At 60.6% G+C, this 26,527-nt stretch carries 21 protein-coding genes and 1 tRNA gene; 16 read left to right on the top strand and 6 right to left on the bottom strand.

The features are described from left to right. Together ACIPL2_RS30350 and ACIPL2_RS30345 are read left to right on the top strand one after the other, a co-directional pair. On the top strand, positions 1–400 hold a 400-nt coding region (locus ACIPL2_RS30350), incomplete at its 5' end, for a S1 RNA-binding domain-containing protein (RefSeq protein WP_401363107.1). A 139-nt stretch (positions 401–539) separates the two neighbouring features. Further along, positions 540–615: transfer RNA gene (locus tag ACIPL2_RS30345), tRNA-Thr, on the top strand. Positions 616–623: 8 nt separating this feature from the next. Here ACIPL2_RS30345 and ACIPL2_RS30340 read toward each other — a convergent pair. After that, on the bottom strand, positions 624–1,175 hold the full coding sequence (locus tag ACIPL2_RS30340; RefSeq protein WP_401363104.1) for a hypothetical protein: 552 nt from the start codon (positions 1,173–1,175) through the stop codon (positions 624–626). Positions 1,176–1,481: 306 nt separating this feature from the next. On the opposite strand from ACIPL2_RS30340, the gene ACIPL2_RS30335 reads away from it, so the two are divergent. Then, the gene (locus ACIPL2_RS30335; RefSeq protein WP_059403417.1) at positions 1,482–1,787 is read left to right on the top strand and encodes a DUF6388 family protein; all 306 of its coding nucleotides are present in this window, start codon (positions 1,482–1,484) and stop codon (positions 1,785–1,787) included. Positions 1,788–1,913: 126 nt separating this feature from the next. Here the strand turns inward: ACIPL2_RS30335 and nadC are convergent, their stop codons facing one another. After that, positions 1,914–2,762, bottom strand: coding sequence for a carboxylating nicotinate-nucleotide diphosphorylase (nadC, locus tag ACIPL2_RS30330; RefSeq protein ID WP_401363100.1), 849 nt, complete (start codon positions 2,760–2,762; stop codon positions 1,914–1,916). Positions 2,763–3,065: 303 nt separating this feature from the next. On the opposite strand from nadC, the gene ACIPL2_RS30325 reads away from it, so the two are divergent. The 5 genes from ACIPL2_RS30325 to ACIPL2_RS30305 all read left to right on the top strand — a co-directional run bounded on the left by ACIPL2_RS30325 (position 3,066) and on the right by ACIPL2_RS30305 (position 9,677). Continuing rightward, positions 3,066–5,270: a DUF1631 domain-containing protein gene (locus ACIPL2_RS30325; RefSeq protein ID WP_401363097.1), complete on the top strand. Its 2,205-nt coding sequence runs from the start codon at positions 3,066–3,068 to the stop codon at positions 5,268–5,270. A gap of 63 nt (positions 5,271–5,333) precedes the next feature. Continuing rightward, on the top strand, positions 5,334–5,894 hold the full coding sequence (gene ampD / locus ACIPL2_RS30320) for a 1,6-anhydro-N-acetylmuramyl-L-alanine amidase AmpD (RefSeq protein ID WP_401363094.1): 561 nt from the start codon (positions 5,334–5,336) through the stop codon (positions 5,892–5,894). Next, the gene (gene ampE / locus ACIPL2_RS30315) at positions 5,891–6,730 is read left to right on the top strand and encodes a regulatory signaling modulator protein AmpE (protein WP_401363091.1); all 840 of its coding nucleotides are present in this window, start codon (positions 5,891–5,893) and stop codon (positions 6,728–6,730) included. Before ampD ends, ampE begins: the two co-directional genes overlap by 4 nt. A gap of 295 nt (positions 6,731–7,025) precedes the next feature. Beyond that, positions 7,026–9,056, top strand: a complete 2,031-nt coding sequence (locus tag ACIPL2_RS30310; protein WP_401363088.1) for a methyl-accepting chemotaxis protein — start codon at positions 7,026–7,028, stop codon at positions 9,054–9,056. 231 nt (positions 9,057–9,287) lie between these two features. Next, a complete protein-coding gene (locus ACIPL2_RS30305) occupies positions 9,288–9,677 on the top strand; it encodes a hypothetical protein (RefSeq protein WP_401363085.1) in 390 nt (129 codons plus the stop codon). Here ACIPL2_RS30305 and ACIPL2_RS30300 read toward each other — a convergent pair whose 3' ends face one another. Beyond that, positions 9,678–10,454 carry a TatD family hydrolase gene (locus ACIPL2_RS30300; protein WP_401363082.1) on the bottom strand — a complete coding sequence of 259 codons (777 nt, stop codon included), beginning with the start codon at positions 10,452–10,454 and terminating at the stop codon, positions 9,678–9,680. A gap of 3 nt (positions 10,455–10,457) precedes the next feature. After that, complete coding sequence (cra, locus tag ACIPL2_RS30295) at positions 10,458–11,453, bottom strand: catabolite repressor/activator (RefSeq protein WP_401363079.1); 996 nt, start codon at positions 11,451–11,453, stop codon at positions 10,458–10,460. A gap of 288 nt (positions 11,454–11,741) precedes the next feature. Between cra and ptsP the strand changes: the two genes are divergently transcribed. The 4 genes from ptsP to ACIPL2_RS30275 all read left to right on the top strand — a co-directional run bounded on the left by ptsP (position 11,742) and on the right by ACIPL2_RS30275 (position 19,001). Next, positions 11,742–14,603 carry a phosphoenolpyruvate--protein phosphotransferase gene (gene ptsP, locus ACIPL2_RS30290; RefSeq protein ID WP_401363077.1) on the top strand — a complete coding sequence of 954 codons (2,862 nt, stop codon included), beginning with the start codon at positions 11,742–11,744 and terminating at the stop codon, positions 14,601–14,603. Next, positions 14,603–15,544: a 1-phosphofructokinase gene (gene pfkB, locus ACIPL2_RS30285; protein ID WP_401363074.1), complete on the top strand. Its 942-nt coding sequence runs from the start codon at positions 14,603–14,605 to the stop codon at positions 15,542–15,544. Before ptsP ends, pfkB begins: the two co-directional genes overlap by 1 nt. A gap of 11 nt (positions 15,545–15,555) precedes the next feature. After that, the gene (locus ACIPL2_RS30280; RefSeq protein ID WP_401363071.1) at positions 15,556–17,295 is read left to right on the top strand and encodes a PTS fructose-like transporter subunit IIB; all 1,740 of its coding nucleotides are present in this window, start codon (positions 15,556–15,558) and stop codon (positions 17,293–17,295) included. 164 nt (positions 17,296–17,459) lie between these two features. Beyond that, positions 17,460–19,001, top strand: a complete 1,542-nt coding sequence (locus ACIPL2_RS30275) for an alkaline phosphatase D family protein (protein WP_401363068.1) — start codon at positions 17,460–17,462, stop codon at positions 18,999–19,001. A 141-nt stretch (positions 19,002–19,142) separates the two neighbouring features. On the opposite strand, the gene ACIPL2_RS30270 is transcribed toward ACIPL2_RS30275, so the two are convergent. Together ACIPL2_RS30270 and ACIPL2_RS30265 are read right to left on the bottom strand one after the other, a co-directional pair. Then, the gene (locus ACIPL2_RS30270; RefSeq protein ID WP_401363066.1) at positions 19,143–21,671 is read right to left on the bottom strand and encodes a PepSY domain-containing protein; all 2,529 of its coding nucleotides are present in this window, start codon (positions 21,669–21,671) and stop codon (positions 19,143–19,145) included. A 236-nt stretch (positions 21,672–21,907) separates the two neighbouring features. After that, positions 21,908–24,247 (bottom strand): TonB-dependent receptor, encoded by a 2,340-nt coding sequence (locus ACIPL2_RS30265; protein ID WP_401363065.1) that lies wholly within the window; start codon positions 24,245–24,247, stop codon positions 21,908–21,910. Positions 24,248–24,453: 206 nt separating this feature from the next. Between ACIPL2_RS30265 and ACIPL2_RS30260 the strand changes: the two genes are divergently transcribed. Genes ACIPL2_RS30260 through ACIPL2_RS30245 form a run of 4 tightly spaced genes read left to right on the top strand, consistent with a single transcriptional unit; the run spans position 24,454 to position 26,512 of the window. Then, positions 24,454–25,134, top strand: a complete 681-nt coding sequence (locus tag ACIPL2_RS30260; RefSeq protein ID WP_401363063.1) for a Fe2+-dependent dioxygenase — start codon at positions 24,454–24,456, stop codon at positions 25,132–25,134. Further along, entirely contained in the window at positions 25,131–25,916 is a 786-nt protein-coding gene (locus ACIPL2_RS30255; RefSeq protein WP_401363061.1) for a tetratricopeptide repeat protein, read from the top strand. The genes ACIPL2_RS30260 and ACIPL2_RS30255 overlap by 4 nt, the downstream gene beginning before the upstream one ends. A gap of 57 nt (positions 25,917–25,973) precedes the next feature. Then, complete coding sequence (locus tag ACIPL2_RS30250) at positions 25,974–26,237, top strand: CopG family ribbon-helix-helix protein (protein WP_401363058.1); 264 nt, start codon at positions 25,974–25,976, stop codon at positions 26,235–26,237. Further along, complete coding sequence (locus ACIPL2_RS30245; RefSeq protein ID WP_401363055.1) at positions 26,237–26,512, top strand: type II toxin-antitoxin system RelE/ParE family toxin; 276 nt, start codon at positions 26,237–26,239, stop codon at positions 26,510–26,512. Before ACIPL2_RS30250 ends, ACIPL2_RS30245 begins: the two co-directional genes overlap by 1 nt. The last annotated feature ends 15 nt before the right edge of the window (positions 26,513–26,527 follow it).

The raw sequence follows: 26,527 nt of genomic DNA, 5'->3' as shown, positions 1-26,527 counted from the left end.
CATCGGTAAAGGCGGCGCGACCATTCGTGCGATCTGTGAAGAAACCAAGGCTTCGATCGACATCGAAGACGACGGTTCGATCAAGATCTTCGGCGAAACCAAGGAAGCGGCTGAAGCAGCACGTCAGCGCGTTCTGGGCATCACCGCAGAAGCCGAGATCGGCAAGATCTACGTCGGCAAGGTTGAGCGCATCGTCGACTTCGGCGCATTCGTCAACATCCTGCCTGGCAAGGACGGTCTGGTTCACATCTCGATGCTGAGCGACGCTCGCGTTGAGAAAGTGACCGACATCCTGAAAGAAGGCCAGGAAGTGGAAGTACTGGTACTGGACGTGGACAACCGCGGCCGTATCAAGCTGTCCATCAAAGACGTAGCAGCAGCCAAGGCTTCGGGCGTTTAAACACTCCCCACGCCTGACCGCTTCAACGTAATAAAAAATGCCCCGCAGTGAACGCTGCGGGGTATTTTTTTGTCTGCACGAAACTGAAATGTCGGGTGAAGTTGCCGGACCCCAAAGCCGGTGCTAGGTTTAGCCCATCGCCCGTGTAGCTCAGCCGGTAGAGCAGCGCACTCGTAACGCGAAGGTCGCAGGTTCGATTCCTGTCTCGGGCACCATTCCTCGGTTATTTCACTTTTCTGCTCAAGTCTTCGACTGTGCGTTTTAGCTGGTCCAGTTGATTGTCCTGATCACTGACTTCGCGCTTCAGGTTTGACAGGTCGCTGGAGCTCGAACTGGAACTCGACCCTGCGCTGCGCTTGAGGTCTTCCACCTGGCTGGCGAGCTTGTTCAGGTCTTTATCCTGTTCCTCGACGGTACGCTTGAGGTTGGAAATTTCACTGGAGCTTGAGCTGGAGCTTGTCCCGCTGTTGCGTTTGAGTTCTTCGATGAGGCGCGCTTGATCGCTGACGGTTTTTTTCAGGGTGTCGATTTCAGCCGTGTTGGTTTTAACGGTGTTCATCAACTTTTCCACATCGTCGACGCTGATACGGCTCTTGGCCATCACGTCTTTACCGTAGGTGTTGTGAAAGGTGAGGAAGTTATCGCTGGAGTCGGCGCTGTCGGAATTGTATTCCAGGCTGGCCTGAGCCGAATTGGGCAGTGCCAGGTTGCCAAGCAGCAGGGCGGCCAGGCCGGTTGCAAACAGGGTAGACGAAAGCTTTGGGAAATTGCGCATCACCTGATTTCCTAGTGAAGTGCCTAGATGGCACATCGCTATGACTTGGAATTTTGAAACTTGTTCCTGAGGTCTGTCCAAAATGTCGGGGCGACCGGTTTTTTGTTGATTTGATGTAAAGAGCCGTATAAATCGTCCGCCAAAGGTCCTATATTCGGACCTTGCACGAGCTCCACCCTGCAGTTTTCAAATGATCCAAGAATGGTTCTGAAGGCCAGACAAACCGGGCTTCACACGGTTTTTTGCGTCAGAGAGATCCTTGATGATCCAGATCCATCTTCCATTCCCCAGATCAGAGAGAACGACATGACTGTTAAAGAATTGACCCAAGAAGCCAGACACGAAGAAGCGCTGAAGAAGTACCTGCTGGATTCGCCCCAGCTAGCCGAAGAGATCAAGGACCTGCCCGCCGACGATCAGAAAGACCAGATCCAGTGGGCGTTCGAGGACGAAGCGGAATCGCAAGGCTTGCAGCCTTGGGAGCTGACGCTCAAGTACACCTCGACGCCTGAAGAGTTCGAGGCGGCGCGCCTGGTTTTGCATAAAGAGGCGGCCGAAGTGTTGGGCGTCGAGTGGGAAGAGTACTGCGAGATGAATAATCTGGTGGTCTGAAAAGTGCCAATCTCCTGTAGGAGCGAGCTCGCTCGCGATGGACTCAAGAACGCCGCGTTTAGCCAGTAAACACGCGTAATCGTTATCGACCATCGCGAGCAAGCTCGCTCCTACAGTTTCATGTGATCAGAGGCTTAGGCGCATCGACAGGTCTACGGCCTTCACATCCTTGGTCATCGCACCGATCGAGATGTAATCCACCCCGGTTTCGGCGATCGGCAGCAGCGTGCTTTCGTTGATCCCGCCACTGGCCTCCAGTTTTGCCTTGCCGGCGTTCAAACGCACGGCTTCGCGCATGTCATCCAGGCTCAATTCATCGAGCATGATGATGTCGGCACCTGCCGCCAGGGCCTCTTTCAGCTCTGTCAGGCTTTCCACTTCGATCTCCACCGGTTTGCCCGGAGCAATCTTGTGCGCGGCACTGATGGCCTGAGGAATGCCACCGCACGCGGCGATATGGTTTTCCTTGATCAGGAAGGCGTCGTACAAGCCGATGCGGTGATTGTGGCAACCGCCGCACGTTACCGCGTACTTCTGCGCCAGACGCAGGCCCGGCAGGGTCTTGCGGGTGTCGAGCAATTTCACCTGAGTCTTGCCAACGAAATCCGCCAGGTACTGTGCGCGAGTGGCCACCCCAGAGAGCAATTGCAGGAAGTTCAGCGCACAGCGTTCGCCTGTCAGCAACGAGCGTGCCGGGCCTTCCAGATGGAAGAGTGCCTGATTGGGTTTCACCCGTTCGCCATCGCGCACTTGCCAGTGCACGGCAACCCGTGGGTCCAGTTGCCGGAAAACCGCATCGACCCAGGCGGTGCCGGCGATGACAGCCGCGTCACGGGTGATGATGGTGGCTTTGGCCAGGCGTTCGGCCGGGATCAGCTGCGCGGTGATGTCGCCGCTGCCGATGTCTTCGAGCAACGCACGGCGCACGTTGGCTTCGATTTCGGCGGTCAAATCGGCGAGACGTAGATTCGGCATAACGGACTCCACAAACAAAGTGGTCCGATTATAGGGCCATGGCGTGGAGCAACCCAAGGCATCAGCGACCTTCCCATCGCTCTGAATCCTGCATTTGGTCGATTCACCTGAGCAATGGGCACTCAGCACGGGTCTGCATTAAACGTCTATTTTGACGTAAGCGCAGAGTCTGCTGGTACAGGTGTAACCTTTTGCAAGATAATCTGCCTTGCATTTGACGTCATGGCTTTGACGCGCTGGCTTTTTGTCTGGCGCTTTTGATCTTTCTAACCGAATCGAAGACTCACCGTTTCAGGAGGCTGGATGCACAACGACGGGAATGTAGTGCCTTTGCACAAGGCGGCTACCGAGCAGGCGACCCACTCGCCGCTCGCCCGCCTGCCTGTGATTCTGCTTCAGGTTCGCGACAAGGCTGCGCAACAGCTCAGGCTAGCTTTGCAGGCGTTGTTCGATAACGCCGATGACACGCTGTTCGAAATGGCCGATCGGGCGCGCAATGACGTCCAACAGAACATTTTCTTCGAGGCCATGCGCGACTTGCGCCTCAAGCGTAAAAGCATCGAACGGGTTTTTCTCGAACACTTCTTCGAGGCGTTTGTCCGCCTGACCCAATACGACTCCACCCAAGCGGGCTTGCCCCAGGCCTTTGGCGTCGACACTTCGGCAGCGCAGACTGATGACGACCTCGAACGCAACGTGGCGGTGGAGGCGATGGTCAGTAAAGTGCTCAACCGCGACGGTTTCGCGCTCAGCCAGCTGACCGCTCGACTCAGCACTCTGCTGGGCCGGGAGCTTGTCGATCAGCACAACCCGCTGGGGCCGGCAAAGCTTTGCGAGTACTTCTTGCAGGCCGGGCGCAACCTGGGGGTGGAGATCAAGGTCAAGCTGATCCTCCTCAAGTTGTTTGAACGCTACGTGCTCAGCGATACCGAGCAGCTCTACACCGAGGCCAATCAACTGCTGGTCGCCACCGGCGTGTTGCCCGACCTCAAGCCTGCCCCGGCGCGCCGGGCCACGGATCGCGCCGCCGCCAGTGTCCGGGCTGAAACGGCACAGACCGGCACACGCACCGCGCAGATCGACGACAGCGTGCAGGAAGTATTCGCCGCGTTGCAGGAGCTGCTGTTGCACGTTCGTGGCAGCGTTGCACCCACGCTTGAGGTCAGCGCCCAGACCCAGCCGATTTCCACTCGCGACCTGATGCGCCTGCTCTCGCACTTGCAGCAATACGTGCCGGCACCGGCCGCCCAGGACGACTTCGATCTGCGCAACCAGCTCGAACAACTGCTGACCCGGGTCAGCGTTAAAAGTGGCAAGTCGCGGGTGGTCGGGGTGGCCGACGAAGACGTGATCAACCTGATCGCCATGCTCTTCGAATGCATCCTCGACGACCGCAATCTGCCGGATTCGCTCAAGGCGTTGATCGGCCGGTTGCAGATCCCCATGCTGAAAGTAGCGGTGCTCGACAAGAGTTTCTTCAGTCGCAGCAGCCACCCGGCGCGGCGTCTGCTCAACGAAATCGCCACCGCCGCCATGGGCTGGGGCGGGTGCGATGACCAAGAGCGCGACAGCCTGTACCTGCGCATCGAGCAAGTGGTGCAGCGCTTGTTGAATGACTTCGGTGATGACCCGGCGATTTTTTCCGAGCTGCTGGCGGACTTTCTTGCTTTTACCAGTGACGAACGCCGGCGCAGCGAGTTGCTGGAGCAGCGCACCCGTGACGCCGAAGAGGGCCGCGCCAAAACCGAACTGGCCCGCCAGCGCGTCGAACAGGCGCTGAACCAGGCGTTGTTGGGCAAAGTACTGCCACACGACGTGGTGGCGTTTGTCCAGGACGCCTGGAGCAAAGTACTGTTGCTGACGTGCCTCAAATACGGTGAACAGTCGGCCGAGTGGCATGCCGATGTCCAGACCATGGAACAGTTGATCTGGAGCGTACAGCGCCACGATGAGCCCGATGCCAGCCTGCGCCTGTTGGCCCTGGTGCCGGGGCTGCTCAAATCACTGCGTGACGGGTTGAGCAGTTCGGCGTTCGATCCGTTTGCCACCGGTGAGTTTTTCAGCGAGCTGGAGACTTTGCATGTGCAGCTGTTCGAATCGCCAGGACAAAAGCATGACCAGTCTGCCGAAGCGCCGGTGATGGTCGAAGTGCGTGAGGAAATCGTACTGCGGACCGCTGACGAAGGCCCGATTGAAACGGCTTCAATCCGTTTGCCAGCGGACGATGCGGGTTTGCTTCAGGTCGATCAGCTGCGTCCGGGCTGCTGGGTCGAGTTTCAGGAAGACGAGGAAAACACCCTGCGCTGCAAGCTGGCGGCCATCATCGAGGCCACCGGAAAATACATTTTCGTTGACCGCACCGGCATGAAAGTGCTGGAGCGCAGCCGCACCGGGCTGGCCCTGGAATTTCGCCGTGGCGCGGTGCGTATGCTTGACGACACCTTGCTGTTCGACCGGGCCCTGGAGTCGGTGATCGGCAACTTGCAGCGCCTCAATCGCGGCAAGTGATCGCGCCCCGAGGGTCTATCGCGGCATACTGGGCACCACACAGTCGTCGTTGAAGGAACCTGTATGCAGTTGGACCTCGCGAGCGGTTGGTGTCAGGGCGTGTGTGTATGCCCCTCGCCCAACTTCAATGCGCGCCCCATGGGCGAAATTTCCCTGCTGGTGATTCACAACATCAGCCTGCCGCCAGCGCAATTCGCCACCGGCAAGGTGCAGGAGTTTTTCCAGAATCGTCTGGATGTCACGGAGCATCCCTACTTTGAAGGGATCGCTGAGCTGCGGGTATCTGCGCATTTCCTGATTGAGCGTGACGGCACTGTCACTCAGTTTGTCTCTTGTCTTGAGCGCGCCTGGCACGCCGGTGTATCGAGCTTCGAAGGGCGGGAAACCTGTAACGATTTTTCCGTGGGCATCGAGCTTGAAGGCACGGATGATCTGCCGTTCACCGACGCTCAATATGACGCGTTGACGGCCTTGACCCGACAGCTGCAAAGCGCTTTTCCGGCCATCACCGCGCAACGCATCTGCGGGCATAGCGACATTGCACCCGGACGCAAAACCGACCCGGGGCCCGCGTTCGACTGGGCACGCTATCGCGCAGCCCTGGTTAAAGAGGAACAACAATGAGTTTTCTGGTGTTGCTGTTGGCGGTCTGGATCGAGAAGTTCTCGGCCCTGCGTCATCGGGTTCAGCGTGATGGTGGTTGGGTGCGCGAGTTGCACAAACTGGAATCCAGCCCGCGCCTGGCGAAAAGTCCTTGGCTGGTATTGGTGGTGCTGGTGTTGTTGCCGGTAGCGCTGCTGGGTTTGCTGTTGTGGGTGCTGGAGCCGGTGGCCTACGGCCTGCTGGCGTTGCCGGTGCACTTGCTGGTGGTGATTTACAGCCTGGGGCGTGGCGATCTGCTGGCCGGTCTCGGGCCGTTTCGTGATGCCTGGCGCCGGGAAGACCTGCAAGCCGCCGCCCATGTGGCGAAACGCGACGTGGACATCTGCGCCGACAGTGGCGAGCAATTGCTCGAGCGGGTCGAGGGTCACCTGCTGTGGGAGGCTTATCAGAGTTTTTTTGCGGTGATTTTCTGGTACTTCCTGCTCGGCCCGGTCGCCGCGCTGAGCTATCGACTGCTGGCCTTGACTGAAGAACACGGGCAGAACCCGGCCGTAGTCGAGCGCGCTTCGCAGCTGCGTCATGCCTTCGATTGGGTACCGGTGCGTCTGCTGGCGGCGAGTTTTGCCCTGGTGGGTAACTTTGTCGCGGTGGGCCGCGTGATGGTGCACGAGCTGCTGAACTGGAACATCAGCGCCGCGCAGCTGATCGAAAAGGTCGGCCTGGTGGCCGGCGAAATTCCGGCCCCGGTAGTCGGGCCGGATGGCATCAACAACCTCGACCGGATCTGGGAGTTGTTGCTGCGAGCCGCGGTGCTCTGGTATGCCGGGTTCGCCCTGTGGACAGTCCTGATCCGCTAACCCTTCCAACAACCTTCGGTCCATGTAGCAGCTGCCGAAGGCTGGGTTCGACTGCGCAGCAGGCGCTGTGCCAGTCACCGCGGTGTGCCAGTCTCACCGCGTAATCAGGATTTACGACCGCTACGCAGCCGAACGCAGCCTTCGGCAGCTGCTACAGGACCGTGTGTCTGCCGTTAACCTTAAGTTACAAAACCTCCCGCCGATTTACGTTATACAGAGCTGGCGCCGAATAGTGGCTATCTGCTGTCGACCCGCGCCTGCCAAATAAAAATAAGAAATCAAAGGGAGACTTCCAGTGAAGAGCTTGCTCTATCCCGCTGTCGCGCTGATGAACCGCCTGAGCTTTGGTATGAAGTTCAGCCTGATCAGCGTGCTGTTCCTGGTGCCAATGCTGGTGACCAACTTCTATCTGGTGCGCGATTCCTATCGTGAATTCCACGGCACTCGGGTCGAGCTGCAAAGCCTTGATCTGCTGGGCAGCAGCTTGACGTTGCGGCGTGATCTGGAAACCCTGAACAACCTGGTGCAGATCAACGTCAGCCTCGGCCAGTCAGGCAAGGCCGGCAATGTCGAGTCGCAGATCAACACCCTGGGGCAGAGCGTATTGAGCCGTTTGCAAGGGTTGACGGCGATGACCACCGACCCCGAACAAATCGCGGTTTTCGATACCAAGCGCGATGAAATGATCGCCGCGTTCAAGGCCCAGCAAGCGGAAAGCTCCCTGCAAAGCAAAAGCGGGATGAGCGCCAAGTTGCTCGGCAACGCGCAGATTTTCAGCCAGATCATCGCCAGTCAGGCCGGCCTGAGCCGCGACACGCAGAGCGACATGCGCCAGCTGAGCGAACTCATCACCAACGTCACGCCCCCCGTGACCCAATTGCTGGGCGAGGGCCGGGCGATGGGCTCGTTTTCGCTGGGGCAAGGGTTTCTCAATTCGGCGTCAAGTACCCGTTTCGATGAGCTGCTGGCGCAGATCGAAAAGCTCCAGGCCGAGTATGGGCTGAAGTTGCAGGATGCCCTGGGCTCCAGCAAAGCCGCGAAAGAGGCCCTGGCGACCCAGGCTGAAAGCAGCAAGGCGTCGTTGAAAAAGGCCAGTGAGCTGTTCGAAGAGCAAGTGGTAATGGCGGACACGCTCGATACGCCGTGGCAGGGCTTTTACGATCAGGTCACGGGCCTGATGGACCAGACCTACCAACTCAATGAAGCGACCCTGAAGTTTCTCGGCAGCCAGTTGCAGCAACGCCTGGAGCAGAACCGCACGCACATGGTCTTGCAAGCCGTGGCGCTGTCGGTGGTGTTTGTGTTGATCTTTTATCTCTACGGCGGTTTCTATGCCTCGACCCGCACCACCCTCAAGCGGCTCGGCGCGATGATGGACAAGGTGGCAGCCGGCGACATGACCGTGACCTTCAGTGCCAACAGCCGCGATGAACTGGGCGAGTTGGGCGAGGTGTTTAACGGCACTGTGAAGAAAATCCATGACCTGATCGAACGGGTAGGGCAGACGGTGGGCGAAGTCGAGCGGCAGGCCGGTCAGGTCGAAAATGTATCTGCCCGCAGCAACCAGGCCGTGGCGGGGCAGCGCTCGCAGATCGAGCAAGTCGCCACGGCGATGAACCAGATGTCGGCCACCTCGCTGGAAGTGGCGCGCAGTGCCGCCGCCGCAGTCAGCAGCGCCCACAGCGTCAACGACGAGACCATCAGCGGTCGCGGCCTGGTGCAATCCCAGCAGGGCAGCATCGCCGCGCTGGCCACTGAAATCGATCAATCGGTGCTGGTGATCAACCAACTGGCCAACGACAGCCAATCGATCAGCCGCGTGCTCGAAGTGATCAAGAGCATCGCCGAACAAACCAACCTGTTGGCCCTGAACGCGGCCATCGAAGCCGCGCGGGCCGGTGAGCAGGGCCGTGGTTTTGCGGTGGTGGCGGATGAAGTCCGGACCCTGGCCAAGCGCACCCAGCAATCGACCGAAGAAATCGAGCAGATGATCGCCAAGCTGCACAGCGGTGTCGGCGCGGCGGTGAAGGCCATGGGCACCAGTCACCAGATGGCCAACGGCACGGTGGGGCAGTCGGAAAAGGTCCAGCAAGCGTTGGAAAACATCCTCGGCGCGGTCGGCATGATCGTCGATCAAAACCAGCAGATCGCCGCGGCGGTGGAACAGCAGACGGCCGTGGCGCACGACATCGACCAGAACATCGTCGAGATCAACCGCGCCGGTGAGCGCACCGCCGAGGGCGCGCATCAGACCGAAGACGCCAGCCGTGCGCTGTCGGCGCAGGTGGTGGAACTCAAGCAGTTGATCAGTGCGTTCCGCGTCTGAAAACACCCAATCAACAGTAGGAGCCGAGCTTGCTCGCGAAGGCGGCATAACATTCGACATCAATGTCGCCTGACACAGCGTTTTCGCGAGCAAGCCCGCTCCCACAGGTTTTGCGCACAATCTGTAGTATTTTTTCCCTTTTCAGGCGGGCAATGTCCTGATTACCTCCGTAGTCTGGTTTTTGGTCTTCAATGAAGGAAGATCTACTGACGGCATGGAGGAGGCCCGGTTATGTCTGCTGCAACAATTGGAGTCCAGGGCCACTGCGCCCATTGTGGGAGCACGCTGCTGCTCAAACCCTGGCAACTCAACGCGATAGCAATCAATGAAGCATTCACCTGTTGCCACTGCGAGAAAGCCTTGCAGTTGAACGATCCGCAACAGATCAAGCGCTTCAAGTCCCTTGATTCCCTGGCATGGTTGCGTGCGAGTACCTTGATCATGGTCTGCACGGCGTTGCTGGTGGCGTTGGTGATGGAGTGGGTCGGGATGCTCAGCGTCATCGAGCAGCTGAATTTTTCGCTGCTGGCGATTTTTGTCTACTTCGTCGTCATGCGGTTTGCCCGGCACCGGCAACACCTGACACTGACGCTTGAAGCCGCCAAGGCTCACATCGACTGATTACCAGTTGAACAACTCGCAGGCATTGGCGGTGCTGGCGGCGGCCAATTGTTCAGGGCTGATCGCCATGATCCCGGCCAGTGCCGAGCAGATCGCCGGCAGATGCGCCGGGCTGTTGCGTTGACCGGGGAACATGGCGGGCGCCATGTCCGGTGAGTCGGTTTCCAGCACCACCGATTCAAGCGGCAGATCGGCGAGCACGCGGTGCATGCGTAGCGCCTGTGGCCAGGTCGCGGCGCCGCCCAAGCCCAGTTTGAAACCGAGCTTGATGTATTCGCGGGCTTCTTCCTTGCTCCCGGCGAAGGCGTGGATGATCCCCGCGCGTTTCAAGCGAAACCGTTTGAGCGTGGCAATCACCGCCGCATGGCTGCGTCGCACATGGATCAGCGCCGGCAGATTGAAGTCCACCGCCAGTTGCAACTGCGCCTCGAACAGCGCCTGCTGACGCTCGCGATCAAGGGTTTCGATGAAGTAATCCAGACCGATCTCACCCACCGCACACAGCTGCCCATGACCGGTCAGCCGCGTCAGCCAATCGCCGAGTTCCGCCAGGTCTTCGGGGCGATGATCATCCAGGTACACCGGGTGCAAACCGAACGCCGCATGCAGGTCGGGATCGCTCTGCACCAGCTCCCAAACCCGCTGCCAATTGGCCTGATAAACCCCCAGCACGACGATCCGCCGCACCCCGAGGGCGCGGCTTTCGGCCAGCAGCGCCTGGCGATCCGCGTCGAAGTCCGGAAAATCCAGATGCGTGTGGGTGTCGATCAGCTCCACGGTTCAGTCCTGGTGAATTCGCTGCTTGAAGGTTCGCGCGATGGCCTGCACGCCGGGTTGGTAATCGGACTGCTCGATGGCGGCCAGGGCCAGGGCGAGCGCCTTGTCGGCGATCAATTGGTGTTGCTGGGCCATGGCGTTGACCGGCAGTGGCAGGAAGTCCAGCAACTGCGTGTCGCCGAAGGTGCCGAGGCGCAGCGGGCGGGTTTTCAGCGGGAAGTCATGCAGGGCGTCGAACACGCCTTGCAGCAGCACGTAGGACGTAGTCACCAGCGCATCCGGTAAATGCCCCAGGCGCTGCAGCAACTCTTCCATCAACTGTTTGCCGCACTCGCGGCTGAACGACTCGCCGTGCTCGATCAGCGCTTCGCCCTTGAACCCGGCCAGCGCCTCTTTGAACCCACCGGCGCGCTCCTGGCTGATGCTCAATTCGGGGCGTGCGCCAATCAGCGCGATCTGTTTGGGCAGCGGCTCCAGTAGACTGCGGGTCAATTGCAGGCTGGCCTCGCGGTCGTCGCTGATCACCGAGCAGAAATGCTCCGGTTCCATGACCCGGTCGATGGCGATGATCGGAATGCCTTTGGCCTGCAACTGGCGATAACTGTCGTCACCGGCCGGCAGGCAACTGGCAACGATCAATGCATCGCAACGCCGGGCGCGGAACAGTTTCAGCAGTTGTCGTTCGCTGTCCGGCGCATCGTCAGAACTGGCGATCAGCAGCTGATAGCCACGAGCCCGGGCACCTTGCTCAAGCAGTTTGGCGATCCGCGCGTAACTGGGGTTTTCCAGGTCCGGCAAAATGAAGCCCAGGGTGCGGGTGTGCCGACTGCGCAGCCCGGCCGCCTGGGGATTGGGCGTGAAGCCATGTTGTTCGACGACCGCGCGCACGCGCTCGACGGTGGCACTGCTGATCCGTTGCTGTTCTGCCTTGCCATTAATGACGTAGCTGGCGGTGGTAACGGACACACCGGCCAACTGGGCGATATCACTGAGTTTCAACCCGGGATTTCCTTGTTTGTTCGAGCTTGCCCCGACATTTTCGTCAATCCTACCCGATTCGGGCAGGTGACCAGTGTCGCAACGCGCCGACAAGTTGGACTTCAAGGATGGGACATTATCGAGTAACGTGCCAATCATTCTAGATTAAACGTTTCAGCAAGCGTATTTTCTACGTTATGGGCTGTTTGGACGGTTCTGCCGCGAAACCGCCAAAAGTGATGACCAAAAGCCTAAGCTGAATCATTCAAAACAATACCTGGCGCCATCAGGTGCCAAAAAGGAGAAAGCATGCTCGAGCTCACCATAGAGCAGATATCCATGGGCCAGTCGGCGGTGGATAAATCCGCAGCGTTGCATCTGCTGGCCCAGCATCTGGTCGGCGATGGCCTGGTCGCCGAAGGTTACCTCGCCGGTTTGCAGGCGCGCGAAGCCCAGGGCTCGACCTTTCTCGGTCAAGGTATTGCCATTCCCCACGGTACGCCTGACACCCGCGACCTGGTGTTTACCACCGGCGTGCGGCTGATGCAGTTCCCCGAGGGCGTGGATTGGGGCGATGGACAAATCGTCTATCTAGCCATCGGCATTGCGGCCAAATCCGATGAACACCTGCGCCTGTTGCAACTGCTGACCCGCGCCCTCGGCGAAACCGATCTGGGACAGGCCCTGCGCCGCGCCAGCTCCGCCGAAGCGTTGCTGAAACTGCTGCAAGGCGCGCCACAAGAACTGGCGCTGGATGCGCAAATGATCGGCCTCGGTGTGTCCGCCGACGATTTCGAAGAGCTGGTCTGGCGCGGTGCGCGTTTGCTGCGCCAGGCCGACTGCGTGAGCAACGGTTTTTCCGCGGTGTTGCAGCAAGTCGAAGCACTGCCGCTGGGCGATGGCCTGTGGTGGTTGCACAGCGAACAAACGGTCAAGCGTCCGGGCCTGGCGTTCGTCACGCCGGACAAACCGATGCGCTACCTCGGCCAGCCCCTCAGCGGGCTGTTCTGCCTCGCCAGCCTCGGTGAGGCCCATCAGGCCTTGCTCGAACGTCTTTGTGCGTTGCTGATTGAAGGTCGCGGCCACGAATTGGGCCGCGCCACCAGCAGCCGTAAAGTCCTCGAAGTACTCGGTGGTGAGTTGCCAGCCGACTGGCCGAGCGCGCGTATTGCGCTGGCCAACGCTCACGGTTTGCATGCGCGGCCGGCCAAGATCCTTGCGCAACTGGCGAAAAGTTTTGCAGGCGAAATCCGCGTGCGCATTGTCGATGGCCAGGACAGCGCGGTGTCGGTGAAAAGCTTGAGCAAGCTGCTCAGCCTCGGTGCCCGTCGCGGTCAGGTGCTGGAATTCGTCGCCGAACCGAGCATCGCTGCCGACGCCTTGCCAGCCTTGCTCGCCGCCATAGAAGAAGGCCTGGGCGAAGAAGTCGAGCCGTTGCCGGCCGTCAGTCAGCAGCGTGAAGTGATGGCCGACGTCGCCGAAGTGCTGCTCGCGCCGGCCTCCGGCAGCCTGGTTCAGGCCATTGCTGCCGCACCGGGCATTGCCATCGGTCCGGCCCATATTCACGTGCTGCAAACCATCGATTACCCGCTGCGCGGCGAGTCCGCCGCCATCGAGCGCGAGCGTCTGAAGCAGGCGTTGGCCGATGTGCGTCGCGACATTCAAGGGCTGATCGAGCGCAGCAAGTCCAAGGCGATTCGCGAGATTTTCATCACCCACCAGGAGATGCTCGACGACCCGGAACTGACTGACGAAGTCGACACCCGCCTCAAGCAAGGCGAAAGCGCCGAAGCAGCGTGGATGGCGGTGATTGAAGCGGCGGCCAAGCAACAGGAGTCGCTGCAGGACGCCTTGCTCGCTGAACGTGCCGCCGACTTGCGCGACATCGGTCGTCGCGTGCTGGCGCAGCTCTGTGGTGTCGAGACGCCGAGCGAACCCGATCAACCGTACATTCTGGTGATGGACGAAGTCGGCCCGTCCGACGTGGCGCGTCTCGATCCGGCCCGTGTCGCCGGCATTCTGACTGCCCGTGGCGGCGCCACCGCTCACAGCGCTATCGTCGCCCGCGCGCTGGGTATTCCGGCATTGGTCGGGGCTGGCGCTGCGGTGTTGCTGCTGGCGCCAGGCACGCCATTGCTGCTTGATGGCCAGCGCGGTCGCCTGCACGTGGACGCCGACGTGGCGACGTTGCAACGCGCCACCGAAGAACGCGACACCCGCGAACAGCGGTTGAAAGCGGCCGCCGAACAACGCCATCAACCGGCGCTGACCACCGACGGCCACGCGGTCGAAGTGTTTGCCAATATCGGCGAAAGCGCGGGCGTCACCAGCGCGGTGGAGCAGGGCGCCGAAGGCATTGGCCTGCTACGCACCGAACTGATTTTCATGGCCCACTCGCAAGCGCCGGACGAGTCCACCCAGGAAGTCGAGTACCGTCGCGTCCTCGATGGCCTGGCCGGTCGCCCGCTGGTGGTGCGCACCCTCGACGTCGGTGGCGACAAACCGCTGCCGTACTGGCCGATCGCGAAAGAAGAAAACCCGTTCCTCGGCGTGCGCGGCATTCGCCTGACCCTGCAACGTCCGCACATCATGGAAGCGCAGCTGCGCGCCTTGCTGCGGGCCGCCGACAACCGTCCGCTGCGGATCATGTTCCCCATGGTCGGCAGCGTCGATGAGTGGCGTCAGGCCCGGGACATGACCGAGCGCCTGCGCCTGGAAATCCCGGTTGCAGATTTGCAATTGGGGATCATGATCGAAGTACCGTCGGCGGCCTTGCTCGCTCCCGTGTTGGCCAAGGAAGTCGACTTTTTCAGTGTCGGCACCAACGACCTGACCCAATACACCCTGGCCATCGACCGTGGTCACCCGACGTTGTCGGCCCAGGCTGACGGCTTGCACCCGGCGGTGCTGCAACTGATCGACATCACCGTGCGCGCAGCCCATGCCCATGGCAAGTGGGTCGGCGTGTGTGGCGAGCTGGCGGCCGATCCGCTGGCGGTGCCGGTGCTGGTCGGTCTCGGTGTCGATGAACTCAGCGTCTCGGGTCGCAGCATTGCCGAGGTCAAGGCGCGCATCCGCGAACTCAGCCTGGCCCAGACCCAAACCCTTGCCCAACAGGCCCTGGCCGTGGGCAGCGCAAATGAAGTGCGCGCATTAGTGGAGGCTTTGTAATGGCCAAGATCCTAACCCTGACCCTCAACCCGGCACTGGACCTCACCGTTCAGTTGCCGGTGCTTGCACCCGGTCAAGTCAACCGCAGCGACGAAATGCACACCCACGCCGCCGGCAAAGGCGTGAACGTGGCGCAGGTGCTGGCGGACCTTGGGCATCAGCTCACGGTCAGCGGTTTCCTCGGCGAAGACAACCTTCAGGCGTTCGAAACCCTGTTCGCCAAACGCGGGTTTGTCGACGCGTTCATCCGTGTTCCCGGCGAGACCCGCAGCAACATCAAACTGGCGGAAAGCGCTGGGCGCATCACCGACATCAACGGTCCCGGGCCCTTGGTGAGTGAAGCGGCGCAGCAGGCGTTGCTTGATCGCCTCGATCAAATTGCGCCCGGTCATGACGCGGTCGTCGTCGCCGGCAGCCTGCCCCAAGGCATCAGCCCGCTATGGTTGGAGGCGTTGGTTTTGCGCTTGAAAAACCTCGGCTTGAACGTGGCGCTCGACACCAGCGGTGAAGCGTTGCGGGCCGCGCTCAATGCCGGCCCGTGGCTGATCAAACCCAACACCGAAGAGCTGGCCGACGTGCTCGGTTGCGAGGTGGTTTCGGTCACGGCCCAGGCCGAAGCGGCGAGCCGCTTGCACGCGCAAGGCATCGAGCATGTGGTGATTTCCCACGGTGCTGATGGCGTGAACTGGTTCAGCGTCGGCTCGGCGATGCACGCGACGCCGCCCAAGGTCAGCGTGGTCAGCACGGTGGGCGCGGGCGATTCGTTGCTGGCTGGCATGCTCCACGGTTTGCTCAGTGCCGACACGCCTGAACAGACCTTGCGCACCGCCACGGCGATTGCCGCGATGGCGGTCACCCAGATCGGTTTCGGCATTGGCGATGCGGCGCAATTGGCGCAGCTCGAACAGGGCGTGCGCATCCGCACCCTGACAGAACAATAAGAGGGTTTGTCATGAAGTTAGCCATTGTAACGGCCTGCCCGAACGGCATGGTCACCAGTGTGCTGTGCGCGCGGTTGCTCGATGCAGCGGCTCAGCGCCAGGGCTGGAGCACCAGCGTCGAAGTCAACGATGCGGCGCATCCGGAGCGGCAATTGTCGGCGGCCACGATCGAGGCTGCCGAATGGGTGTTGCTGGTGACCAGCACGCCTGTGGACCTGTCGCGGTTCGTTGGCAAACGGGTGTTCCAGAGTACCCCGGCCCAGGCGCTGCAAGATGTCGACGAGGTGCTGCGTCGTGGTGCTGACGAGGCTCAGGTTTACGTTGCCCCCGAAGCTGTCGTCGAGCCGGTTGTGGTCAGTAAAAATGCTCCGCGCCTGGTTGCGATTACGGCCTGCCCAACCGGCGTCGCTCACACTTTCATGGCTGCCGAAGCCTTGCAGCAAGCGGCCAAGCGACTGGGCTACGACTTGCAGGTGGAAACCCAGGGCTCGGTCGGTGCGCGCAATCCTCTGAGCGCAGCGGCGATTGCTGACGCTGATGTGGTGCTGCTGGCCTGCGATATCGAAGTCGCCACCGAGCGATTCGCCGGCAAGAAAATCTACCGTTGCGGCACCGGCATCGCTTTGAAGCAAGCCGAAGCCACGCTCAACAAAGCCCTCGCCGAAGGTAAGCAGGAAACCGCTGCGAGCGGCGCCCAAGGCCCGGCCAAGCAAGAGAAGACCGGCGTCTACAAACACCTGCTGACCGGTGTGTCGTTCATGCTGCCGATGGTGGTGGCGGGCGGGCTGATGATCGCCTTGTCGTTCGTCTTCGGCATCACCGCCTTCAAGGAGGAAGGCACCCTCGCGGCGGCCCTGATGCAGATCGGTGGCGAGACCGCCTTCAAACTGATGGTGCCGCTGCTGGCGGGGTACATCGCCTACTCGATTGCCGACCGTCCGGGCCTGGCGCCGGGGATGATTGGTGGTCTGCTCGCCAGTACGCTGGGCGCCGGTTTTATCGGCGGGATCATTGCCGGTTTCATCGCCGGTTACGCGGCCCAGGCGATCAACCGTTATGCGCGATTGCCGCAAAGCCTTGAGGCACTGAAACCGATCCTGATCATCCCGTTGCTGGCGAGCTTGTTTACCGGTCTGGTGATGATTTATGTGGTCGGCAAACCGGTGGCCGGGATGCTGGCGGGGCTGACGCAGTTCCTCGACAGCATGGGCACCACCAACGCCATTCTGCTCGGTGTGTTGTTGGGCGGCATGATGTGCGTCGACCTCGGCGGGCCGATCAACAAGGCGGCGTATGCGTTCTCGGTGGGGCTGTTGGCGTCGCAGAGTTATGCACCGATGGCCGCGACCATGGCGGCGGGGATGGTGCCGCCGATTGGTCTGGGTATCGCCACGTTTATTGCCCGGCGCAAATTTGCCCAGACCGAGCGCGAGGCCGGTAAAGCGGCATTGGTGTTGGGGCTGTGTTTTATTTCCGAAGGGGCGATTCCGTTTGCCGCCAAAGACCCGCTGCGGGTGATTCCGGCGAGCATCGCCGGGGGTGCGCTGACCGGTGCGTTGTCGATGTATTTCGGCTGCAAACTGATGGCGCCGCACGGTGGATTGTTCGTGCTGGCGATCCCGAATGCGATCAACCATGCGCTGTTGTACCTGCTGGCGATTGTCGCCGGGAGTTTGCTGACGGCGGTGGCGTATGCGGTGCTCAAGCGACCGGAAGTCGTTGAGTTGGCCATAGAACCCGTCAACGCCTGACCCCACCCTTGTAGGAGCGAGGCTTGCCCGCGAAGGCTGCTTAACATTCAACAAAGATGCTGACTGTGAGGCCGTCTTCGCGGGCAAGCTTCGCTCCTACAGGGGGAGTGTCATGTCGGTTTCACGTGTACATGTTTTAGTTTTTCCTTTTCAGGGAGAACACCATGAGCGAATTCGACCTCGGTCGCCGTCGTGTCATGCAAGCCGTTGGTGCCGGGTTGTTATTGCCCGGCCTGGCGCCAGCGGTGATTGCCTCGGTCAAGGATCGGCCGCAACTCACCGATGGCGTGCAGTCTGGCGACCTGCTCGGCGACCGCGCGATGGTCTGGAGCCGTAGCGACCGTCCGGCGCGGATGGTGGTGGAGTGGGACACCCGCAGCCTGTTCAGCAATCCTCGGCGATTCGTCTCGCCCCTGGCCGATGCCCGCACCGACTTTACCGCTCGGGTCGAGCTCACCGGCCTGCCCGCCGACCAGGCGATTTTCTACCGCGTGCAATTCGAAGACGCCCAGACCGGTGTCGCCAGCGAACCGTGGTTTGGCCACTTGCGCAGCGTGCCGCAAAGCCGTCGCGACATTCGTTTTATCTGGAGCGGTGACACCGTCGGCCAGGGCTTCGGCATCAACCCGGACATCGGCGGCATGCGCATCTACGAAGCCATGCGCTTGCGCCTGCCCGACTTCTTTATCCACAGTGGCGACAGCATCTACGCCGACGGCCCGGTGCCGGCGCAACTGCCCACCGAAAGCGGCCGTGTGTGGCGCAACATCACCAGCGAAGCCAAGAGCAAAGTCGCGGAAACCCTCGACGACTATCGCGGCAATTACCGCTATAACCTGATGGATGAAAACATCCGCCGCTTCAACGCCGAAGTGCCGCAGATCTGGCAGTGGGACGACCATGAAGTGGTGAACAACTGGTCGCCCGGCAAGCAACTGGACGAGCGCTACACGAATAAAGATATCCACAGCCTGGTCGGTCATGGGCGCCAGGCCTGGCTCGAATACGCACCGATGCGTTTGCAAAGCGCCGATGGCGGCGGGCGGATTTACCGCCAGCTCAGTTATGGGCCGTTGCTCGATGTGTTTGTGCTCGACATGCGCAGCTACCGTGGGGCCAACGACGACAACCTCGGCGCGGTCAAACCCTTCCTCGGTCGTGAACAACTGGACTGGCTGAAAGCTTCGTTGAAAGCCTCCAATGCGCAATGGAAAGTCATCGCTGCCGACATGCCCATCGGCCTCGGCGTACCCGACGGCGAAATCAGCCCCGGTGTGACGCGCTGGGAAGCGGTGGCCAACGGCGACCCGGGACCGGCGCAGGGCCGCGAGCTGGAAATCGCCGAGTTACTCGGTTTTCTGCGGGCGCAACAGGTGCGCAATTTCGTGTTCCTGACGGCGGATGTGCATTACTGCGCGGCGCATCATTACCACCCGGACCGTGCCGGATTCCAGGACTTCGAGCCGTTTTGGGAGTTTGTGGCGGGGCCCTTGAATGCGGGGAGCTTCGGGCCTGATCAGCTGGATAAAACCTTTGGTCCCGAAGTGGTGTTCGAAAAGGCCCCGCCGGCGCAGAACGCGTCACCGTTTGCCGGGTTTCAGTTTTTTGGCGAGGTGAATATCGATGGGCAGACGGGGGAGATGAGTGTGGTATTGCGGGATCTGGATGGGGTGTCGGTGTTTGAGCAGAAGCTGCAGCCGGTGTGAGCCCCCAACACCTTTTTCTGATCAACATCCAACGAATGTGGGAGCGGGCTTGCTCGCGAAAGCGGTCTAACAGGCAACATAAGTGTTGAATGTTAGTCAGTCTTCGCGAGCAAGCCCGCTCCCACATTTAATTGTGGTGGGTCAGTAGACGTCGCGGCGGTAGCGGCCCTGTTCGATCAGGCGGTCGACCTCTGGAATGCCGAGGATTTCGTTGAGCACGTGGTCCACGCCGCAAGCCATCCCCTGCAAACTGCCGCAGATGTAGATGACGGCGCCGTCCGCCAGCCATTGCTTCAACTCGTCCGCCGATTCGCGCAGCCGGTCCTGCACGTAGATTTTCTCTTCTTGATCCCGTGAGAACGCGAGATCGAGGCGCTCCAGGTCGCCGGAAATCAACCAGTCTTCCAGCTCGTCGCGGCACAGGTAGTCGTGTTCGCGATGGCGCTCGCCGAACAACAGCCAATGCCGTTGCTGGCCGTCGGCAATCCGCGCCTTGAGCAAGCTGCGCAGCCCCGCCAGACCGGTGCCATTGCCCAGCAGGATCATCGGCACAGGCTCGGTTGGCAGATGAAAACCGCTGTTGCGTCGTACACGCAGGCTGATGGCGCTGCCCACCGGCGCGTGTTCGGTCAGCCAACCTGAGCCGATGCCCAGGCTGCCGTCAGGATGCAGTTCCTGGCGCACGATCAGTTCGAGCACGCCATCGGCGGCAATCGAGGCGATGGAGTATTCGCGCATGGCCAAGGGCACCAACGCGTTCACCAGCGCCTGCGCATGCAGACCGACCAGGTGCGTTCGATTCTCCGGCAGTTGCCGAGTGGCGAGGGCTTGCTCCAACGGTTGCGACAGGCCGTCTAGCTCAACCGTGGCTCGACCATCAATCCCCATGCCATCAAGGAAATGCTCGATCGCCCACGGGCAATTACGCGGCAACACTTCCACCAGGTCACCGGCCAGCCAGCTGCTGGTCGTCGGTGCGGTCAGGCCCAGCAGGTAAACACCCGAGGCACTGCTGTCAGGGTTGAGCAAATCACGACGGGTCAGCGTCCAGTTGTCATAGCTCGGCGCTTGCCAAGTGTCCACGGGTGCCTGTCCGGTCAGCAGGCCGAGTTGCTGCTGCCAGTGACGCAAGGCGTAAGGGTCGCCGCTGTCGACTTCCACCGGGGCGAACAGCGTCTTGCCGCCGTGTTCGCCCAACCAGCCGTGCAAGCGTCGGGCGAAGCCGCAGAAGTGTTGATACTGCCGATCACCGAGTCCGAGTACCGCATAGTTGAGGCTTTCCAGGCTCAAGGTCCGGCCCAGCACTTTGCGCTCAAAACCCCGGGCGCTGTCCGGCGCTTCGCCGTCGCCGAAGGTGCTGACCACGAACAGCGCATGGTTGGAATCACGCAAATCCTGTTCGCTGACATTCGCCAGCGGCGAAACCTTCACTGGCAGGCCGGCAGCCTGCAATTGGCCGGCGGTCTGCCACGCCAGTTGCTCGGCGAAGCCGCTCTGGCTGGCGAAACCGATCAACCAGGCCGGCGCATCGCTGCCCGGTTGCACGAGGCCTTTGCGCGCGTCCTTGATCTGCTTTTTCTTGCGGCGACGGTCGAGGTACAGCAACCAGCCCGTGACGAAAAACAGCGGCATGGTCAGTGCGCTGAGCGTCAGGATGATCCGCCCGACGATGCCGAAATAGCTGCCGACGTGCAGCGCATAAATGCTGGTCAGCAGTTGCGCCTTGAGGCTCTTGTCGCTGTAACGGTCAACCCGCTTGACCACGCCAGTGGCCGGGTCGAGGCTGATCTGGTTCAACGCGCGATCATGTGGCGAAGTGTTCAGCAGGTAGAACACGGTTGCCGGTTGTCCGGCCACGGGCGGCATGCGGATGTTGTAGGCCGACAGGTTCGGGCCGGCGGCGCTGTAGATGCTGCTCCACATCGCCGCGTAATCGGCGGTGGGCGCCGGACCACTCGGCGCAGGGCCACGGCCACCGCGAACGCGTTCGTTTTGCGGCGCATCGGAAAGCAGTTGGGTCAGGCCTTTGTTGTACCACTCATACGACCAGGACAACCCGGTCAACGCCGCCAGGAGGTAAAACACCAGGCACCAGGTGCCGGCCACCGAGTGCAAATCCCAGTTGAAGCTGCGGCCCTTTTTCTTCCAGTCGAGGGTCAGCCAGGCACGCCAGCTGTTCCACTGGCGCGGCCAGCGCAGGTACAGACCCGACAGGCAGAAGAACACCAGAATCAGCGTGCAGGCGCCGGTGATCTGCCGGCCGGTGTCGCCCATGGCGAGGAAGCGGTGCAGTTGCAACATGAAGCCGAAGAAGTCCTCGCCGACGGCATGGCCCATGAATTCGGCGGTGTACGGGTTGAAGTAGCGCATCTCGCCACGGCGTTCACCCGGTGGCGGGGTGAAGGACACTCGCGCGGCGTTGCCGCTGTCGGTCTCGACCCAGATCATCGCGACTTTCTTGCCCGAGGCGCCTTCGATTTTCTCCACCAGTTCAACGGGTGGCAGCACACCGGCGAGCTGTTTTTCGACCTGCAACACCGAAGGGTTCAAAGCCCGGAGGATCTCGTCCTCAAACGACACCGTGGCCCCGGTGATGCCCATCAGGGCCAGGACCAGCCCGGCGCTGATGCCGAAAAACCAGTGCAACTGGAACAGGGTTTTCTTCAACACGTCGCTCGCCTTGTTCGTTCAAAAATAGTCATCACGGCGCGCATTATGCCGTGGGTTGTCGAGAAACATTCTTTCTTACGCACAAAAGCCCCGTTCATGTAGATGAACGGGGCCTGGCCCACTGCCAATCCTGTAGGAGCGAGCTTGCTCGCGAAGGTCGTCAACGATGACGCGGTAAACCTGACCCCGCGTCGTTCTTGCGTTTTTCGCGAGCGAGCTCGCTCCTACAGCGGTGGTTAGAAGTGGAAGTTGGTGCTCAGCAAAGCAGTTCGGCCCGCCGCCTGGTTGGCGAAGTGAGTCGAGAAGGCCTTGTCGTAGTAGGTTTCGTCGGTCAGGTTCTGCACGTTCAATTGCAGATCCACGTTTTTGCTCAGCTTGTACGCGGCCATTGCATCGTAGCGAACGTAGGAATCAACCATGGTGGTGTTGGCTGCGCTACCGAACACGTCGTCAACATAGAACGCGCCGCCGCCGATGGTCAGCTTCGGCGTGACTTGGTAAGTCGTCCACAGGCTGGCGCTGTTCTTCGGGGTGTTCGGCAGTTCGTTGCCATCGTTGGCTTTGTTGGCCGGCAAATCGCCGCCATCCACTTGCTCGCTGTCCATGTAGGCATAACCGGCGAACACCTGCCATTTGTCGGTGAGCTTGCCGGTGGCCGACAGCTCGAAACCTTGAACGCGGGTCTTGCCGACGTTTTCGTACGTGGTGGTGTTGGTTTGCACCCGAGCGTTGTCTTTCTCGGTGCGGAAGATGTCTGCCGTCAGCGACAGACGATCGTTCAGCAGATCCCACTTGGTGCCGATTTCGTAGTTTTTGGTGGTTTCCGGCTCCATGTCGCTGCCCAGCAGGTTGCCGTTGCGATCAGGGGTGCCGCCCAGCGGGTTGCCATCCTGACCTTCGCCAAGGCTGGAGCCTGGCGGTGTGGCGGACGTGGCGTAGGATGCATAGATGCTGCCGTTTTCCGCAGGCTTGTAGACCACGCCGAACTGACCGGTGACGAACTCGCTGGTGTCGTCACCCTTGGCCGTGGTGCCACCGGCTGCGGTGTAGGTTTTGTATTGGGTGTCGAAATGGTCGTAACGCAGGCCCATGTTCACCAGCCACTGCTCGGACAATTCCAGGGTGTCGAACACATACAGCGCATATGTGTCGGCCTTGGTGGTGGTGCCGGCGTAGTTACGCGAGATTGCACCGTTCCATGGGTCGTTCGGGTTCGGGTTCGACAGCGAGGTGCAGTTGAAACCGCTCGGTGCGCCGATCAATGCAGGCGAACAGTTGGTGCCTGATGGATTCGTGGGTGTCGTTGGCGTCAGTGGCGTGGTGTCCGTATTGACGTTGTACGAAGATTTTTTGCTTTCTTCGTGGCTGAACTCGATACCAGTGGCGAAGCTGTTCTTGAACCCGGCGATATAGACATCACCAAACAGGTCGGTCTGGTTGGTCGTCGTCTCGGTGTTGCTCACGCGAGTGTTGGCCCGACGCCAGACGCTGCCATTGTTGACGTTGCCCTTGCTGTCGTCCGGCTGGGTCAGGATGTAATCCTGCATGCTGGTGCCGTGGCGCAGAGTGTTCTTGACGGTCAGCGCGTCGCTCAGGTCGTGCTCGATGGCGAAGGTCGCGGTGTCGACGCGAGTCTTGCGGAAATCACGATCATTGAGGCCGTAGAAGTTGCTGCTGTCGCCGCCGTCATCCGGCTTGTCCGGGTTGGACTTGGTGCGGGCAGCGGAGCCTGCGACCGGGATCGAGTAAGGAATGCCCGAGTCCGGGGTGTCGTTGCTTTCCAGATGGTAGTAGTCGAGGTTGACCCGGGTATCGGTGCCCAGGCCGAAGGCCAGCGACGGCGCGATGCCCCAGCGGTCGTAATCGACGCTGTCACGGCCGGCGACATTGCTTTCGTGGCTCATCAGGTTCAGACGGCCAGCAGCGGTATCGGTGAACTGGTAGTTGCCGTCGAAGGTGTAGCGCTGGGTCTGGTCGGAGCCCCAGGTGAAGCCACCATCGAGCGAGTCACCCAAGTGAGCTTTTTTACTCACCAGGTTGATGCTGCCGCCCGCCGCGCCACGACCGCCAATGGCCGAGTTCGGGCCTTTGCTGACTTCGATCGATTCTACGGCGAAGATTTCGCGGCTCTGCGAACCGGTGTCGCGCACGCCGTCCAGGTAAGTATCACCTTGGGCATCGAAGCCGCGAATGAAGGGACGGTCGCCTTGCGGGTTGCCGCCTTCACCGGCACCAAAGGTGATGCCGGGAACGGTGCGCAGCGCGTCCTGCATGTTCAGGGCGCCGGTGTCCTTGAGCACTTGTTGCGGAATGACGGTGATCGAGCGCGGTGTGTCCACCAGCGGCGCGGTGTACTTGGGCGAGGAGGCTTTTTCGACGTTGTAGGAAGTCTGATCCTGAGCTTCACCAGTGATCGCGGTAGCGCCCAGGGAAATGGTGTTGCTTGGTGCTTTTTCGTCGGTTTTTTCAGCTGCGAAAACCATGTGGCCCGCGGAGCTGGCAGTGATCGCCACGCCAATTGCAGAAGCGAGTAAACGCGGTGAACTGACCGGTAGTTGTGGTTGTTGGCGTGACATTTTTATTCCCCTCCCCAAGGATTTGAGGCCGCGGAATATAGGGTAAACAGGTATTTGTATCAATTGCGAAACTTTACTATTTGCACTGAATTTACATTCTTTACAATTTACCCTTACGGTTTTTGCTGTTTCGTTCGTCGCGGGGGTTTTACACAGTCAATAAGAATCAATACCATTGCCGTCCCTTTGCATTCAGGTGTCACCCCATGCTGCTGCACATTCCCGGCGTGTTCGCGAAAGAAGAAGTGCAGCGCATTCGCGAGGCTCTGGAACAGGCTGATTGGGCCGATGGCAAAATCACCGCCGGTTATCAGTCGGCCAAAGCCAAGCACAATCTGCAACTGCCCGAGGGCCATCCACTGGCCAAGGAAGTCGGCGCGGCGATGCTTGAGCGGTTGTGGGGAAATCCGTTGTTCATGTCCGCCGCGTTACCGCACAAGGTCTTCCCTCCGTTGCTGAACTGTTACACGGCCGGCGGCAGTTTCGACTTTCACATCGACAACGCCGTGCGTCAGCCCAAGGGCAGCATCGAGCGGGTCCGCACCGATTTGTCGGCGACGCTGTTTTTCAGCGAGCCGGAGGACTACGACGGCGGTGAACTGGAAATCCAGGACACCTTCGGCACTCAGCGCGTGAAGTTGCCGGCCGGCGATTTGGTCCTGTATCCCGGCACCAGCCTGCACAAGGTCAACGCCGTGACCCGCGGTACGCGGTATGCCTCGTTTTTCTGGACGCAAAGCCTGGTCCGTGAAGACAGCCAGCGTGCGCTGCTGTTCGAGATGGACGGGGCGATTCGACAGCTGACCCAGGACATGCCCGACCATCCTTCGCTGATTCGTCTGACCGGCACGTACCACAACCTGTTGCGGCGTTGGGTCGAGGTATGAGTTTCCAACTGCGCCGCGAAGAAGTGCTCGACGGTGATCGGCTCAAAGCCATGCTCGATGAAAGCCCCGCCCGAGCCGCCCAGGCGATTCTGATTGCGGCCCGCGAAGGCGTGCTCGATGCCCAGGCCTTGCTTGGGCAGATTCTGCTGGACGGGCAGGGCATCGCGCAGGATCAGCCGCTGGCCGTGCGCTGGTTCGAGATCGCCGCCAACGGCGGGCACCTGATGGCGCGCAACATGCTCGGTCGGTGTCATGAGCACGGTTGGGGCTGCAACGCCAATGCCACGCTTGCCGCCAGGCATTACCGCCAGGCGGCCGAGGCCGGGCTGGATTGGGCGATGTACAACTACGCCAACCTGTTGGCGACCGGGCGCGGGGTGGTCGAGGATCAGGCGCAAGCGCTGAACCTCTATCGCCGCGCTGCGGAACTGGGCCACGCAAAGTCGATGAACCTGCTGGGGCGCTATCTGGAAGAAGGGCAGGTGTGCCCGGCTGATTCGCAGGCAGCGCGTGACTGGTATCGGCTCTCGGCGGTTGGCGGGGATTTTCGTGGGCAGTTCAGTTATGCCGCGATGCTGGCGGATCAAGGGCAAATCGATGAGGCGTTGGACTGGTTGCGCAAGGCGCTGGCCGGCGGCAATCTGAATTTTTTGCGGGTGGCGAGCAAGACGCTGTTGGACGCGCCAAATCCACACATTCGTGAATTCGCAGCCCTCTATCATCAACGCATGGTTCAGATGAGCGATGAGCGGAGTGTGTCCGGGGTTGTTGAATTGGTTTAAATCACTATGATTGGAAGTTAATCACTTCTAATCGAATTGCCTCGTGGAGACCAGATCATGGCAGCAACCAAAGTATTGACTGCACATGTGCCTATGGAGCTGGCTGATAAAGTCGATCAGATGGCAGCCAGGATGGAACGTTCGCGCGGCTGGATCATGAAGCAGGCGCTTGCCGACTGGATCGATCTGGAGGAGGAGCGAAGCCGACTTACTCGCGAGGCAATGGCTGACGTTGACGCCGGAAGGGTGATTGATCATCAGTCTGTCCAGGCCTGGGCGGAAAGTTTGAGTACTGAAAACCCGTTGCCGGTACCGCGCTGATGGAGTTGAAGTGGACCAGTAAAGCGTTATCGGATCTTGCTCGGCTTTTTGAATTTCTCGCAGTGGTCAACCGCCCAGCAGCAGCGCGCACTGTGCAATCGCTGACTCAAGCCCCTACCACCTTGCTCAGTAATCCGCGAATTGGCGAGCGGATTGAAGAGTTTGAGCCGCGAGATGTGCGCAGACTATTGGTCGGTCATTATGAGATGCGGTACGAGATTCAGGGCTCCACGCTCTACATACTTCGGCTGTGGCATGTGCGGGAAGAGCGGTAGTCAGCTGCTTCGAAT

The organism is Pseudomonas sp. NPDC086251, assembly GCF_044746405.1.
In the GTDB taxonomy this organism is placed as follows: domain Bacteria; phylum Pseudomonadota; class Gammaproteobacteria; order Pseudomonadales; family Pseudomonadaceae; genus Aquipseudomonas.
Note: the sequence above shows the minus strand (reverse complement) of the source record. Positions and strands in the feature narration are given on the sequence as shown.

Coding starts and splice junctions, on each gene's coding strand:
- ACIPL2_RS30340 (WP_401363104.1), bottom strand. CDS start 1,175: ATGCGCAATTTCCCAAAGCTTTCGTCTACCCTGTTTGCAACCGGCCTG.
- ACIPL2_RS30335 (WP_059403417.1), top strand. CDS start 1,482: ATGACTGTTAAAGAATTGACCCAAGAAGCCAGACACGAAGAAGCGCTG.
- nadC (WP_401363100.1), bottom strand. CDS start 2,762: ATGCCGAATCTACGTCTCGCCGATTTGACCGCCGAAATCGAAGCCAAC.
- ACIPL2_RS30325 (WP_401363097.1), top strand. CDS start 3,066: ATGCACAACGACGGGAATGTAGTGCCTTTGCACAAGGCGGCTACCGAG.
- ampD (WP_401363094.1), top strand. CDS start 5,334: ATGCAGTTGGACCTCGCGAGCGGTTGGTGTCAGGGCGTGTGTGTATGC.
- ampE (WP_401363091.1), top strand. CDS start 5,891: ATGAGTTTTCTGGTGTTGCTGTTGGCGGTCTGGATCGAGAAGTTCTCG.
- ACIPL2_RS30305 (WP_401363085.1), top strand. CDS start 9,288: ATGTCTGCTGCAACAATTGGAGTCCAGGGCCACTGCGCCCATTGTGGG.
- ptsP (WP_401363077.1), top strand. CDS start 11,742: ATGCTCGAGCTCACCATAGAGCAGATATCCATGGGCCAGTCGGCGGTG.
- pfkB (WP_401363074.1), top strand. CDS start 14,603: ATGGCCAAGATCCTAACCCTGACCCTCAACCCGGCACTGGACCTCACC.
- ACIPL2_RS30280 (WP_401363071.1), top strand. CDS start 15,556: ATGAAGTTAGCCATTGTAACGGCCTGCCCGAACGGCATGGTCACCAGT.
- ACIPL2_RS30275 (WP_401363068.1), top strand. CDS start 17,460: ATGAGCGAATTCGACCTCGGTCGCCGTCGTGTCATGCAAGCCGTTGGT.
- ACIPL2_RS30265 (WP_401363065.1), bottom strand. CDS start 24,247: ATGTCACGCCAACAACCACAACTACCGGTCAGTTCACCGCGTTTACTC.
- ACIPL2_RS30260 (WP_401363063.1), top strand. CDS start 24,454: ATGCTGCTGCACATTCCCGGCGTGTTCGCGAAAGAAGAAGTGCAGCGC.
- ACIPL2_RS30255 (WP_401363061.1), top strand. CDS start 25,131: ATGAGTTTCCAACTGCGCCGCGAAGAAGTGCTCGACGGTGATCGGCTC.
- ACIPL2_RS30250 (WP_401363058.1), top strand. CDS start 25,974: ATGGCAGCAACCAAAGTATTGACTGCACATGTGCCTATGGAGCTGGCT.
- ACIPL2_RS30245 (WP_401363055.1), top strand. CDS start 26,237: ATGGAGTTGAAGTGGACCAGTAAAGCGTTATCGGATCTTGCTCGGCTT.